The sequence below is a fragment of the Bacillus ndiopicus genome (genome assembly GCF_000612805.1).
GTDB classification, from domain to species: domain Bacteria; phylum Bacillota; class Bacilli; order Bacillales_A; family Planococcaceae; genus Metasolibacillus; species Metasolibacillus ndiopicus.
The window spans coordinates 91,832-105,691 of sequence record NZ_HG964410.1 but is presented as its reverse complement, the minus strand read 5'-3'; the positions used below and the strand labels follow the sequence as shown (position 1 = coordinate 105,691).

Here is a 13,860-nt window from a genome sequence, read left to right as displayed (position 1 = left end):
AAAAGAACAACATGCTGAAGAAATGCGAGAGTATTCGAAAAAAATGGTTTTTCAGTAAGGCAAAAAGAAAAACTGTAAGGAATTAAGTTCCCTACAGCTTGTCTTATTAGTAATTCGGTTGCATTTTACCGTTTGTAATATCTTCCATATAATGACATGCAGCTTGATGTCCTTCTTTCATCAAGTCGGATGTGCGCAGCTGTGGCTCCTCTGTACGGCATTTGTCTGTCGCAAATGGGCAGCGTGTATGGAAGCGGCAGCCGTTTGGTGGATCGATTGGCGATGGTACATCACCTTTTAAAATGATGCGCTCTTTTTTAGCATCTGGATCTGGAACAGGTATAGCAGATAATAACGCTTTTGTATATGGATGCTGTGGATTTTCAAATAAGCTAGTCTTATCTGCAATCTCAACAATTTTTCCTAAATACATTACGATAATGCGATCTGAAATATGGCGTACTACCCCTAAATCGTGTGAGATAAATAAATACGTTAAGCCATACTCCTCTTGCAACTCTTCCAATAAGTTTAAAACTTGCGCTTGAATCGATACGTCTAGTGCTGAAACAGCCTCGTCACAAATGATTAACTTTGGATCTACAGAAAGTGCACGCGCAATACCGATACGCTGACGTTGACCACCTGAGAATTCATGAGGATAACGATCTGCTTGATATGGACGTAAGCCTACAGTTTCTAAAAGCTCCTCAATGCGTGCACGACGTTGGTTTGGCGGCAACACATTTTGAATATGCATCGCTTCGTTTAAAACAGAAGCTACTGTTTGACGCGGATTTATCGATGCATAAGGGTCTTGGAAAATAATTTGTAAATCTTTACGGAACTTGCGCATTTCTTTCTTTGAAATTTTTGTTAAGTCAGTTCCTTGAAACTCTACAGTTCCTTCTGTCGGCTCCTCTAATCTTAAAATAGCACGTCCAGTCGTTGATTTACCGCAGCCTGACTCCCCTACGATACTTACCGTTTCGCCTTCATAGATTGTAAATGAAACGCCATCTAGCGCTTTTACATGGTTCACTGTACGACCGAGAAAGCCGCCTTTAATAGGGAAATACTGCTTTAACCCCTCAACCTTTAACAGTTCTTTTTTCGCCATATAGCGTCACCTCCGAATCGCCATCCCATTCTTCTGAATACATCCAGCAACGAATTTGTTCGTTATTCCCTATGCTTTCAAGCATTGGTGGCTTAGTATGACAAGCTTGCGTAGCTACTGGACATCGTGGTGCAAAGCGACAGCCTACAGGCATATCATGCGGACTTGGCACCATCCCTTTAATCGGAATTAGCTTTTCTTGATCAACATCATGACGTGGTAAAGAGTTTAATAACCCTAATGTGTATGGATGCTTCGGATTTTTAAATAACGTACGCACATCTGAATATTCTACTACTTGCCCTGCATACATAACTGCTACATAATCACATGTTTCTGCTACAACGCCTAAATCATGTGTAATCATAATAACAGACATGTCTAAACGATTTTGTAAATCGCGAATAAGCTCTAAAATTTGTGCTTGAATCGTTACATCAAGGGCAGTTGTTGGTTCGTCTGCAATTAAAATTTCTGGGTCACATGCTAACGCCATTGCAATCATAACGCGCTGACGCATCCCCCCTGAAAGTTCATGTGGATACTGCTTGACACGCTTCTCAGGAGATGGAATTCCTACAAGCTTTAACATATCTACAGATTGCTTCATTGCCTCCTGCTTTGAAATCTTTTTATGAATAATTAAGGTTTCACTTATTTGTTGTCCTACTGTATAAACAGGGTTTAATGAAGTCATTGGCTCTTGGAAAATCATTGAAATTTGATTCCCACGAATATCGCGCATTTGTTTATCTGTTAGCTTTAGTAAATCCTTTCCTTTAAAAAGGATTTCTCCATCATTTACCTTCCCATTTTTTGCAAGAAGGCGCAGAATAGATAAAGATGTAATACTTTTACCTGAACCAGATTCACCTACGATACCGATTGTCTTTCCTTTTGGTACAACAAAGCTAACGCCATCAACAGCGCGTACTTCTCCACCCTCAGTTGCAAAAACCGTTTGCAAGTTATTAACTTCTAAAATATTTTCTAATTGTTGTGTCACAATGATTCACCTCATTTCGCCTTAAACTAATTCAAGTCGATTCGTTTATTTAAGAATTTGTATGAAATATCTACAAGTAAGTTTACCAGTACGAAAATAATAGATATGACGAGAACAGTCCCTTGTACAATCGGGAAATCCCGCTGCCTAATTGCATCGATTGTTAATCGTCCCATTCCATTAATCGCAAAAATAGTTTCTGTTAGTACCGCTCCACCTAAGAATCCACCGAACTCAAGTCCGATTACTGTTACTACAGGAATTAATGCATTTTTAAGTGCGTGACGGTAAATAACAAGACGTTCTGAAACCCCTTTTGCACGGGCAGTTCTAATATAATCTTGTCCGATAACCTCAAGCATGGAAGAACGTGTCATACGAGCGATGATTGCCGCTCCACCAGTACCTAGCGTAATAACTGGTAGCACCATTTGACGCCATGATTCTCCCCAGCCGGACGGTCTCATTTGAACAATATCAAACAGCCATGCTGGCATATCCATACCGAATGGTAAATTACCTAATGCGAACCATTGAATCAACACTAGACCTAACCAGAAGTTCGGCATCGATAAGCCGAATAAAGCAATAATCATTATGAAAATATCTGTTAGTGTGTAATGGCGTACTGCAGAAACAATACCTGCGATTAAGCCTATAAATACTGATAAAATCGTTGCATAGATTGATAATTCAACCGTAATCCAAAAACGGGCTGAAATTTCGTCCATTACAGGACGACCGCTACGAACTGAATTTCCTAAATCCCCTTTTACAGCACTTGTAATAAAGCGCCCATACTGCACATATGCAGGGTCATTTAGCCCTAATTTTTCGCGTAGATTTTCAATTGTTTGCTCTGAAGCTCCCTCACCAGCCATTACGCGTGCAGGGTCTCCAGGAATAAGGAACATCAATGAGAATACTAAAATCGATACCCCTATTAATACTGGAATCGTTTGTAACAAACGACGAATAATATATTTTGTCATAGCTGCCCCTCCTTTATTGCTTCATTTTTGGATCTAGTGCATCACGTAGACCATCTCCGAATATATTAAATGCTAACACGACAATAATAATCATCATTCCTGGGAACATTACCATATGGCTTGCATTGTGCATATAAGTACGTCCTTCGTTTAGCATCGCACCCCATTCAGGCGCTGGTGGTTGTGCACCTAGACCTAAGAAAGCTAAACCAGAGGCAGTTAAAATAGCTGTTGCAATACGCATTGTCGCTTGGACAATAATTGGCGACATAATATTTGGTAAAATATGTAGGAAAATAATACGCCCATCACTTGCACCGAGTGCTTTTACAGCATCTATATATTCCAACTTTCTCACTTGTAGCGTAGAACCCCGAACAATTCGAGCGAACGCTGGTACGGAGAAAATCCCTACCGCAATAATCACATTTATTAAACTACCACCAAGTACAGATACGATTGCTAATGCTAATAAAATACCTGGGAAAGCAAGTAAGATATCCATTATACGCATCGTAATTGTATCAATCATACCGCCGTAATAACCTGCGACGATACCTACTACTACTCCAATAATTCCACCGATAAATACTGATAAAAATCCAACCTTCAATGTAAGCTGGGTACCAAAAATAATACGAGTAAAAATATCTCGACCAAAATTATCTGTTCCAAACCAATGCTCTTTTGATGGTGGCTGGAGTTTATTCACTAAATTTTGTGCATTAGGATCCGTTTTCAAAATAAACGGCCCGACTAAACCAACTATAATTATGAATAAAATAACTAAGCCCCCGACAACTGCGGCTTTATTTTTCAGCAATCTCTTTGAGAAGGTTTTAAAAGCCTCTACTCGCGGATTACTTCTTGTTGCGTTTGTAACTTTTTCAGTTTGCACGCTCATTGTGACCACCCTTTCATTAATCAAACTCTTCAGATAATTCCATTTACTATTGCGCCTTAACTATTATCCAAATCTCTCCTATTTTATATAGAAGAATCTGTAACATCCGTTAAAGGCTTTTCTTGATTCAGCAGTAATTCATATACACTATATTTGTCGCACCTAATTGCTTAGGCTTCTCTTGTGTAACAGAAAAATATTTGCTCCTGTGATTACTCGTCGCAGACATGAATTCTGAATCAAGATAAAGATTAATCAGTATGAATAACAGTATATATATGAATATAGAGCATTTTCAATAGTTTTTTGATTCTTCTAAATATAAAATCACTTTTTTTTGCATATTTACTATAACAAAATTCGACAATATTATTACGAGAATCTAAGTAAATTAACGTTTCTAAAGGGTCTTTATAAAAAAATTATTAGAAAAATAAAAATTTTCCTTAGTAACTGAATTAAAGGAAAAATCTTTATTTTTAAACAATTTATTGCCTGATAATAAACAGGTATGGTATATTCTAACCAGATGTTACAATCTTGTGATATTCTAGAATAATTTTTTAAAGGGGGATTTTTCACATGACATTTTCAAAAAAGTCACTATGGTTACTCTTCTTAACTTTAACGCTAACACTTGTTTTAGCAGCTTGTGGTAGCGATAAAAAAGAAGAGCCAAACAAAGGTGGTACTTCAAATGAAAATGAAGGCACACAAACAGAGGGGACTGAAACAGCTGCTGGGGGTGGTGGCGATTTAATTATTGCTGAAAACTCTGATGCTCAATCTTTAGACCCACAAGGCTCAAATGATGTACAATCTTCAAACGTTCAAGGTAATATTTTTGAAACTTTAATCGTTCGTGATGCTAATGATGAATTAGCATCTGGTTTAGCGGAGTCTTGGACACAAGTTGATGATTTAACTTGGGAGTTCAAATTAAAAACTGGTATAACTTTCCACGATGGCGAAGTATTTAATGCTGAAGCAGTTAAGAAAAACTTTGATCGTCTTTTAGATCCAAAAGTTGCTTCTCCACGTGCTCATTTATATGAGATGGTTACAGAAATTAAAGTAATTGATGATACAACGGTACAATTCGTTACAGAATATCCATTCTCACCATTACTTGCACACTTAACTCATACTGGTGGTAGCATTATCTCTCCAAAAGCAATTGATGAAGACTATGCTGCAATGACAGGTGACACAGCTGCTGGTTCTGTTATTAACGAAAAGCCTATTGGTACTGGTCCATTCAAGTTCGTTTCTTGGGAGCCAGGTAATGAAATTAAATTAGAAAAAAATGCTGACTATTGGGGTACTCCAGCAAATGTTGACACTGTAACAATTAAGGTAGTTCCTGAAGGTGCTACACGTGTTGCTGAGATACAATCAGGCAATGCTCATATTATCGGTTTAGTTGAGCCTAGCCAAGTAGCGAATGTAAACGCTTCAGGTGTTGCAAAAGTTGATGATACTCCATCAACATCTTTAACTTATGTTGGTTTCAACACACAAAAAGCACCATTTGACAATAAGTTGGTTCGTCAAGCAATCTCAAAAGCAATCGACCGTCAAACTTTAATCGATGGTATTTATGAAGGCTTTGGTATTCCAGCTATTAGCCCGATTTCACCAGGAGTTTTCGGTTATACTGAAGATGTAACTCCTACAGAATATAATATCGAAGAAGCTAAAGCTTTACTTGCTGAAGCAGGCTATGCTGATGGCTTCAAAACTACAATTTGGACGAATGATAACCCTGCTCGTCAAAACGTAGCAATCGTATTACAACAAGCTTTAAAAGAGCTAAATATTGAGGTAAATATTGAAGTATTAGAGTGGGGCGCATATTTAGAGAAAACGGCTGCTGGTGAGCATGATATGTTCATCTTAGGTTGGTCAAACAGTACAGGTGATGCTGACTATGGTTTATATGCATTATTCCATTCATCACAACATGGCGACCCAGGTAACCGTGCATTCTACACAAACCCAGAAGTTGATAAGCTATTAGATGCAGGTCGTCGTGAAGCGGATCAAGATGCTCGTTTAAACATTTATAAAGATGCAATCAAGATTATTTCTGACGATGCACCGATGGCATTCGTTTTACACCCATCAATTTTAACAGGTGTATCTGACAAAGTTACAGGCTTCCGCGTAACTGCTGACAGCATGTATCACTTAAAAGACGTTAAAATTAGCGAATAATAAAGAAACCGCTAGAAAAACAAATGTTTTTCTGGCGGTTTTACTTTTTTTGATATTTATGTCCCGAATTATAGATTCCACACCTAATAAGGACTCATTCGCAAATCTTTTACCAAATCAGCTTTTCTGTCATTCAATTGCAGAAGCTGTTCAAAGCTTAATGGATTTGGCTTTGGTAATTCATTTTTAGTTAGGGCTGTGCCATTAAACTGCGATAAAAATGCATTCGCCATAACTAAATAGCCCTCCATTGTAGGATGGACATCAGCATAATTTGGCAAATATTTTTTAGCATTTGGGGCAAAGCTTTGATCAACTGCGATAAAATATGCGCCATGTTGCTCTGCCTCTTGCTGTAAAATTAAGTTTAGTAAATCCAATTGTTTCGCTGTACCAACCTTTTGTGTGCTAAGCACATTAGGGTACGGAAAATAATAACCCATTACATAAATTGTTGCATTGGGGGCATAGTACTCCAGCTTCTCTAAAAGCGCAGAAAAATTCTGTCGTGCTTGATTTAAGGAAAAATCAGCTGCTAATTGCGAAAAGGTCAGTGTACCTGCCTGTGACCGATGCTGCACGATTTGCAATAAATCATTCGCACCAGCAGATATCGTAATTAATGTCGCCTTCGACAACAAGGCTTTCGCATCTGGCTGCTCTATGCGCTGTAGGACATCTGCTACTTTGTAGCCGGGAAATGTTAATTCCTTTGAGTAAAATTGCAGTTCGTTATTTAGCGTTAACTGCATAGCAATTAAATCTGTGTAGCCTGTGTCAATTTGTCGATAAGGCGTTTGCCCTGCTGCAAGGGAATCGCCTAGTGCAATATATACTTCCTGTGCTTGCACTTTTGTAGCACCGACTAATAGCAATATGACTATTACCCACTTTTTCATTGCTCCACCTACTTAAAATGCCCAGCTTCCTTGACGGAAAATCGGCTCATATGTGCCGTCCTCTAATTCACCATCAATATCCATCTCACCGCTGCCAATCATAAAATCTTCGTGAGTAATGGATGTATTAATGCCTAATGTTTCAAGCTGTCCTTGCTCAAGTTCACGACCACCTTCGTAGCATGTTGGATATGCTTCACCAATTGCTAAATGGTTCGATGCATTCTCATCGAATAATGTATTGTAATACAAAATATTTGATGCTGAAATTGGCGATTCATGTGGTACTAAAGCAACTTCACCTAAATAGCTTGATCCTTGATCTGCATTAATTAATTCCTGCAATAGCTCTTCGCCAATCTCAGCTTTCGCCGTAACAATTTTACCCGCTTCAAATGTCAACGTAAATTTATCAATAATATTACCTTTATAAACAAGTGGCTTCGTATTTGATACTGTACCATTCACACCATACTTTGCTGGTAGTGTGTATACTTCCTCTGTTGGCATATTCGCAATAAATGTTGTACCTTGTGGTGTTTTACTGCTACCACATTGCCAAATATGCTTCTCAGGCAATTCGATTGTTAAATTTGTACCAGGTGCTTTGTAATGTAGCTTTTTATATTTTTTACTATTTAATTTAGTTGCTCTTGCTTCTAAGCTTGCTACATGGTTTTGCCATTGCTCAACGGCATTTCCTTGCCCAATATGCACCGTTGCAAAAATCGCTTGCCATAAAGCATTTACTTGCTCATTAGCTGGCAAGCTCGGAAATACTTTTGCAGCCCATTTTGCAGATGGCACAGCAATAATAGACCAAGCAATATCATCGTTCATCACTGCTTTTCGATAATTAACTAAGGCACTTCCTGATGCTTTTTGTTGCGCAGCAAGCTTTGCTACATCAATACCAGCTAATAAATCTGGGTCCTCTGCATCAATCCATAATAGCGCCCCTTGACGCGCGATTAATTCCTCACGCTGTGCGACAATCCACTTTGGGAAATTCGCAATTTCCTCAGTTGTCGCGTTTTCAAAAAATGCGCGCTCAAATTTAGCATCTGTTAAATTAACATGCACACGCCCTGCACCAGCCTCATATGCCTTTTGCACGACTAAACGTGTAAAATCTAGCGTATCTGTTGATGTATTAATTAGTAAATACTGACCTTGTTGGATGTTTACCCCAACACGTACAGCCAGCTCAGCATATTCAGCCAATTTCTCCTCAAATGTCATAATAGATTCCCCTTTTATTTATTGAATTTTTCCCCTTGCTTAGAAGGTTTTTTAGCATTAGTTGTTGGCTCATTAATTGTTTTTGAATTTCCTTCAATTAACTCACCTTTATGCCATACCTTTTGCACTGCTTTAAGCCCTAATTCACGCAGCCATTTTTTATACGTTTTTTCATCTCGGTATGATAATAGCGTCAATACCTCACCGTCAGCTCCAGCACGCCCTGTTCGACCTGAACGATGCGTATATTGCTCGATTGTACGAGGAACGTCTACGTGTATAACATGTGTTAAACCTGTAATATCTAATCCTCTAGCAGCAATATCTGTTGCGATTAAAATGCGAGCATCACCCTTGCGGAAAGTATCTAACGTTTTTTTACGCTCTTCCTTCTTCATATCAGAATGGAGTGCAACGATTGGCGCCTCTTTGTAGGTTAATTTACTTTGCTTCATTAGCACTTGATCAATATTGTTGGCAAACGCTAATGCACGCACACCTGAAATATTTGCTAAACGGCGCAGTAAATCTGTTTTATCGCGCTCATCTACTTTGACAAATGAATGAACAATTTTACCTACCTTCACCATATCTTCAGGTTTAATTTTAATATGTATCGGCTCAAACATTAATCGCTCCGCTACAATTTCAATTTCCTCTGTAATCGTCGCTGATACTACAACTACTTGACGCCCGTATGCCGCACCATCAATAAATGATTTAACAACAACGCGGTACTCACGGCTTAAAAGCTGATCACATTCATCAAGTACAACCGTTTCTATTTCTTTTAATTTTAGCTTACCTGCACGCGCTAGCTCATTTAGACGTCCTGGTGTACCTACAACGATTGTTGGCTTCTTTTTCAGCTTTTCAATTTGACGAGCTGAGTTTGCCCCACCGATTAATTGTTGCACTGTAATATCCGTTCCTTCTGTCCACTCACGAATAACATTGACAATTTGCATGGCAAGCTCTTGTGATGGTGCAACGATAAGTGCCTGCGTTTGCTTTTTGCTACCATTTACTTTGTTTAAAATCGGTAGTACATATGCTAACGTTTTTCCCGAGCCAGTTGGTGATTCTGCTACAATGTCTTTCCCATCTAACATCGCTGGAATCATTTCCTGCTGAATTTTCATTTCATGTTCAAATGTCCACTTTTTTTGTAACGCTTCATTCAATAATTGAATCGCCGACATGATTATACCCACCTTTATCCTGCTTACTGTATTAGTTAGTGTATCATATTTCTTCGTAAAAAAGAGGCTAGTAAAAAAGCCACTTTTCATTTGACTTTTCTTTAGCCTCATCATTCTTATTAATATTTGACACTTCACTTGAATTAATACTATCCTCACCAAGAAGGCTACTCATTCACTTCATAGCCACAAGCAATAATTGCTGCTTCAGCAAGTACAAGTAGTGAATCGATGTAACGCTCCCCTAAATGTAGTTCCTTATTTATGATAGATAGCTCTGTACAGCCTAAAACAATAAGATCACATTGTTGCTGTAGCATCTCATCTTCAATTGGTTGCCATAGCTCCCTACTCACTGTTTTACCTGCCTTTACATAATCGTAAATAACAGACATCACCTGCTGTTGAATTTCATTTTTAGGTATAATTGGCTCAATATTCACCTCTAGCAGCGCTTGTTGATAAACCTGCGCTGTCAGAGTGCCATCTGTCGCTAAAATACCTACGCGTTTTGCTCCCATTGCACTTGCACGCTTTGCAGTTTCTCGGATCATGTGCAATATTGGTACAGGGCAAGACCCTTGCATATCATTATAAAATGTATGCGCAGTATTACATGGAATGCAAATAATATCTGCACCATATGAAGCAAGCTTTTGTGCATCACGCTGCAAGTACGGTATAGGATTAGGCTTTGTTTGGTCTAAAATATAGGCAGTGCGATCAGGAATCGTCGTATCATTATCAATAATTGTATGTAGATGCTCCTGATCTTTCGTTGCCTTCGTACATCGCACAATCATTTCGCCGATAAACATTGTCGCAAGTGGGCCTACACCACCAATAATTCCAAGTGTTTTTTTCATTTATTCAGTCAAACCTTTGTTGTTAAAGTATTTCTTGTATTTTCTATAATAATTTAAGCTGTTAAGCGTTAGCTTTATCCAACGCTTTATATTCATATCCTTATTATAAAATAACGAGTTTGTAAATTTACCTTGTCGAATTAAGCTCTTCGCTTCCATTTTCATTTTTTCATTTGAAGCATATTTAAACAAGACACCCTTCGGAATAATCATCCATAAATGAGGATTGTCCGCATATGTTACCTGCTGTTTAATATTCAACATGTGATCATCTGCAACATATTTCATTAAATTATAGCCTGCTGCTGTTACATAGTAGCTTGAGCGACCATTACGTAAGTTGATTTCGAATAGCTTATACTGTCCATCTCGCGTATCGTACTTCATATCAAAGTTAGCAAAGCCAGTATAACCAATGTCCTCTAAAAATGAGCGTACTTGGTCCATTAACTCCTTATCATGCGTCGTAATAATTGCCGCATAGCTACCAATTCCTTCTGGTGAGTGCTCCTCTAATATTGGATTACCTAAGCACATCAGTTTCACCTTGCCATCCTTTCCTACATATGCATTTAGCACGCGCATATAAGAATCATCACCAGGAATAAATTCTTGGATAATTAATGTGTCCTGATAGCTCGACTGATAAATCGCTTTTAAAATCGCCGTTTTCTCAGCTTCATCATGTGCTACGAACACTTTCTTTTTACCTGGGAATGAACATGCCCAATATGCCACTGAGTTAGAAGCTTTAATAATAATTGGGTAGCTAAAAGGAGGCTCGAATTGCTCATAGTCTTCCACTGTGACAGTTGTTGTGCCAGGATATTTAAAGCCGTATTTATCACACATTTTATAGAAGTTTTCCTTCAATAAAATCTGATCCATTAGCTCTTCATCGATGTACGGCACTGTGAAGTATTGTTGTAGGGCGGGTTTATTTTTAATAATTAGTTTTGCATAATCATCACCGCATGCTAATAATAATAGCTTTTTGCCTTCATATTGCTGCGCGACTTTTTCTAATGCAGGTAAAAAAACATCATCTTCGTTTAGACGGTCAATTGCCTGGAATTTCAAAATTTGGCTATCTTGCGTAGCAGTTAAATGCGAGCGCCCTAATACTAGTGGGCGAATGCCGTATGCCTCAAAAAATGAACGGGCCATACCATAAGCATTCATATCTGATCCTAATAATATTGGTAAAAATGGTTGTTCCATTGTTTTTTCAACTCTCTTTTAATTTGTAGTATGAGCTTTAGTTTATCACATTTTAGCAATTCATTATGCAAAAAACCTTAATCAATTACGCCTTGGCGTAATTGCGTCCAGATTTTTTTCGAGCTCGTGAGGGAAACCTCTTCAAAAATCTGTGACATCCGCCGGGGCATTTATTTTGATTCAGCATTTGTACATCCATTAAATCATAGAAAACAAAATATTGCATTCATCTTACTACCTGTAAAGGTGGGGTTTTCTGTATCTGTCGCTACGCCTTCGGTACAAAAAGACACTTGCTCCTGTGGTTACCAGTCGCAGAAAATCACTGCTGAATCAAGATAAAAAGACAAAAACGTGAAAACGAGCTATTATATTTATATTAAAAATATAAAGGTGATTCTATGCAACAATCAACTGAGCAGTTACAAGCACTAGAAGTGGAAATTGTCCAAACATTAGACATACTAATTCATTTAGCACTCGAGGAAAATCATGTTGAAATGAATGCTGCCTTTGCGAAATTGTTAGCAAAAGTACAGACTACTGGTTTAATTGACTATCAATTTAATGTGCTTGTTGAGCCCCAGGCCTGTGAAACTGAAACATGCCTTTTACTGCAAAGCTTACAGGAGGCAAAATCAAAGCCGCGCAAAAGACACAAGCTCCTAACGCACCGTATGATACTGAAAATATGGCTACGAAAAAACCAGCTATTCAGGAAAGAGTTTTTGCCACAAATGTTTTAAGCTTTCGTCTGAATGCATAGGGCTGATGGACAAGGCAGATGAACCCTCCTCCTTCCTATCAGCCCTTTAATTTTTGAACTTTTGCTGATTATTTTTCCATTGCTGAAACCAGCGTGTTATTTTTTCGTCAGGCTCTAGCTCTTCTAGTGCTTGCCTTAACAATTTGTATTGTTCTTCAACAGATTTTTCGTCACCTTTAGCATCGTATAGCTTCATTAACGTAAAATAATGTGATTCTTCCTCTCCATTTAGCTTTAGTAGCTTCTTTTCAACTGCAATTGCTTGTTCATATTTCTGCTCATTAATATAGAATTCACTCAGCTGCATAGCATGTTGAAGCCACAATCGTTTTAAATGCTCTCGCTCACTTTCTACCCAAATATAATCACAATCATTTAATAAATGCTCTTTATACAAATTCATTATCTGCTCATGTTGTTCATATGTATCAATTGAAAGAGCTGGTAGTACTTTAAGCTGCTTCATCCATTCATGTACATCAACAAGTACATTTCCTAATTGCAATTGGTAGCCTGAATCAAATAATGGGCTGGAAATACGAATATCATGCAAATCATATTTTTTTAATGTTTGACGAATAGTAGAAATGGTTGTATATAAATGATTTACTGATTTTTTAATATCTATCCCTTCCCAAAACATTTCAAGTAAAGTATCTTTTAAAATTGTTTTTTCATGATTTAATAGCAAATAAGCAAAAACTTCCTTTGCTTTCGCTGTGCGCCACTTCATAGACTGTACCTGCCCATCTGCTAATACAACTTTGAGACCTCCCAAAAGTTGAAGTAAGGTACTATTACTTTTTGGAATAAGCTTATTACTATAAAGAGATTGTAGTCTAGCCATTGTTTTATATAGTCGCTCTTTTCGTATAGGCTTTAACAGATAATCAATCGCATGTACATTAAATGCATCTATTGCATAGCGATCATATCCTGTAATAAAAACAACTTCTGCATCTGGTAAAATTCCGCGTGCTTTTTCAGCAAACTCTAAGCCATTTAAAGTAGGCATGACAATATCTGCAAATACGATATCAGGCTGTAAAGTTTTTATATTTTTTAATGCCTCTAACGGGTTAGTAAATTCACCAACAATTTCAATTGGCTGTATTTCACAATTTAACAGTAATTTCTTTAATCGCTTTATAGGTAAAATTTCATCATCTATAATTATTACTTTCAAAAAAGATTCCCTCTCCTTTCAATAATTATCCCTAGAGTATTCGTTCATCACTAAAAGCTGTGGGTGACAAAGTAAAATATAATTTGATTTAAAAAGCTATGAACCCAGTTAATTTCCGTGACGATTGGCTCACTTTCCACGGGGCATGGCTCCAACTAATTATTACCAGCAGGAGCTGAAATAAATTAGTTGAAGCTGAGCCTGCAGAAAGGGTCACCCATAATGGAATTCGATGGATT

The 13,860-nt window shown here is 37.8% G+C and carries 12 protein-coding genes; 2 read left to right on the top strand and 10 right to left on the bottom strand.

The features are described 5' to 3' along the window. Window positions 1–106 precede the first annotated feature (106 nt). The 4 genes from TY13_RS17975 to nikC are packed head-to-tail and all read right to left on the bottom strand — an operon-like array spanning window position 107 to window position 4,022. Window positions 107–1,120 carry an ABC transporter ATP-binding protein gene (locus TY13_RS17975; protein ID WP_042478879.1) on the bottom strand — a complete coding sequence of 338 codons (1,014 nt, stop codon included), beginning with the start codon at window positions 1,118–1,120 and terminating at the stop codon, window positions 107–109. Further along, a complete protein-coding gene (locus TY13_RS17970) occupies window positions 1,092–2,126 on the bottom strand; it encodes an ABC transporter ATP-binding protein (protein ID WP_042478878.1) in 1,035 nt (344 codons plus the stop codon). Before TY13_RS17970 ends, TY13_RS17975 begins: the two co-directional genes overlap by 29 nt. A gap of 26 nt (window positions 2,127–2,152) precedes the next feature. Further along, complete coding sequence (locus tag TY13_RS17965) at window positions 2,153–3,118, bottom strand: ABC transporter permease (RefSeq protein ID WP_042478875.1); 966 nt, start codon at window positions 3,116–3,118, stop codon at window positions 2,153–2,155. 13 nt (window positions 3,119–3,131) lie between these two features. Continuing rightward, window positions 3,132–4,022 carry a nickel transporter permease gene (nikC, locus tag TY13_RS17960; RefSeq protein ID WP_042478872.1) on the bottom strand — a complete coding sequence of 297 codons (891 nt, stop codon included), beginning with the start codon at window positions 4,020–4,022 and terminating at the stop codon, window positions 3,132–3,134. Window positions 4,023–4,604: 582 nt separating this feature from the next. Here nikC and TY13_RS17955 point away from each other — a divergent pair. Next, window positions 4,605–6,239, top strand: a complete 1,635-nt coding sequence (locus TY13_RS17955) for a glutathione ABC transporter substrate-binding protein (RefSeq protein WP_042478870.1) — start codon at window positions 4,605–4,607, stop codon at window positions 6,237–6,239. Window positions 6,240–6,322: 83 nt separating this feature from the next. Here the strand turns inward: TY13_RS17955 and TY13_RS17950 are convergent, their stop codons facing one another. The 5 genes from TY13_RS17950 to TY13_RS17930 form a co-directional block, all read right to left on the bottom strand. Beyond that, window positions 6,323–7,138 carry an SGNH/GDSL hydrolase family protein gene (locus tag TY13_RS17950; protein ID WP_042478868.1) on the bottom strand — a complete coding sequence of 272 codons (816 nt, stop codon included), beginning with the start codon at window positions 7,136–7,138 and terminating at the stop codon, window positions 6,323–6,325. Window positions 7,139–7,150: 12 nt separating this feature from the next. Further along, the gene (locus TY13_RS17945; protein ID WP_042478866.1) at window positions 7,151–8,380 is read right to left on the bottom strand and encodes an aminopeptidase; all 1,230 of its coding nucleotides are present in this window, start codon (window positions 8,378–8,380) and stop codon (window positions 7,151–7,153) included. A gap of 14 nt (window positions 8,381–8,394) precedes the next feature. Further along, window positions 8,395–9,582, bottom strand: a complete 1,188-nt coding sequence (locus TY13_RS17940; RefSeq protein ID WP_042478864.1) for a DEAD/DEAH box helicase — start codon at window positions 9,580–9,582, stop codon at window positions 8,395–8,397. 167 nt (window positions 9,583–9,749) lie between these two features. After that, complete coding sequence (gene cuyB, locus TY13_RS17935) at window positions 9,750–10,448, bottom strand: cysteate racemase (RefSeq protein WP_042478862.1); 699 nt, start codon at window positions 10,446–10,448, stop codon at window positions 9,750–9,752. Beyond that, on the bottom strand, window positions 10,449–11,669 hold the full coding sequence (locus TY13_RS17930; RefSeq protein ID WP_042478860.1) for a carboxylate--amine ligase: 1,221 nt from the start codon (window positions 11,667–11,669) through the stop codon (window positions 10,449–10,451). It lies immediately after the preceding gene. Window positions 11,670–12,070: 401 nt separating this feature from the next. Between TY13_RS17930 and TY13_RS17925 the strand changes: the two genes are divergently transcribed. Then, window positions 12,071–12,415 (top strand): hypothetical protein, encoded by a 345-nt coding sequence (locus TY13_RS17925; RefSeq protein WP_042478858.1) that lies wholly within the window; start codon window positions 12,071–12,073, stop codon window positions 12,413–12,415. A gap of 66 nt (window positions 12,416–12,481) precedes the next feature. Here the strand turns inward: TY13_RS17925 and TY13_RS17920 are convergent, their stop codons facing one another. Further along, a complete protein-coding gene (locus TY13_RS17920) occupies window positions 12,482–13,621 on the bottom strand; it encodes a response regulator (protein WP_042478857.1) in 1,140 nt (379 codons plus the stop codon). Between the last annotated feature and the right edge of the window lie 239 nt (window positions 13,622–13,860).

What these genes read in the sequence shown, in the direction of transcription:
- TY13_RS17975 (WP_042478879.1), bottom strand. Translation starts at nt 1,120, where the DNA reads ATGGCGAAAAAAGAACTGTTAAAGGTTGAGGGGTTAAAGCAGTATTTC.
- TY13_RS17965 (WP_042478875.1), bottom strand. Translation starts at nt 3,118, where the DNA reads ATGACAAAATATATTATTCGTCGTTTGTTACAAACGATTCCAGTATTA.
- cuyB (WP_042478862.1), bottom strand. Translation starts at nt 10,448, where the DNA reads ATGAAAAAAACACTTGGAATTATTGGTGGTGTAGGCCCACTTGCGACA.
- nikC (WP_042478872.1), bottom strand. Translation starts at nt 4,022, where the DNA reads ATGAGCGTGCAAACTGAAAAAGTTACAAACGCAACAAGAAGTAATCCG.
- TY13_RS17955 (WP_042478870.1), top strand. Translation starts at nt 4,605, where the DNA reads ATGACATTTTCAAAAAAGTCACTATGGTTACTCTTCTTAACTTTAACG.
- TY13_RS17950 (WP_042478868.1), bottom strand. Translation starts at nt 7,138, where the DNA reads ATGAAAAAGTGGGTAATAGTCATATTGCTATTAGTCGGTGCTACAAAA.
- TY13_RS17925 (WP_042478858.1), top strand. Translation starts at nt 12,071, where the DNA reads ATGCAACAATCAACTGAGCAGTTACAAGCACTAGAAGTGGAAATTGTC.
- TY13_RS17930 (WP_042478860.1), bottom strand. Translation starts at nt 11,669, where the DNA reads ATGGAACAACCATTTTTACCAATATTATTAGGATCAGATATGAATGCT.
- TY13_RS17945 (WP_042478866.1), bottom strand. Translation starts at nt 8,380, where the DNA reads ATGACATTTGAGGAGAAATTGGCTGAATATGCTGAGCTGGCTGTACGT.
- TY13_RS17940 (WP_042478864.1), bottom strand. Translation starts at nt 9,582, where the DNA reads ATGTCGGCGATTCAATTATTGAATGAAGCGTTACAAAAAAAGTGGACA.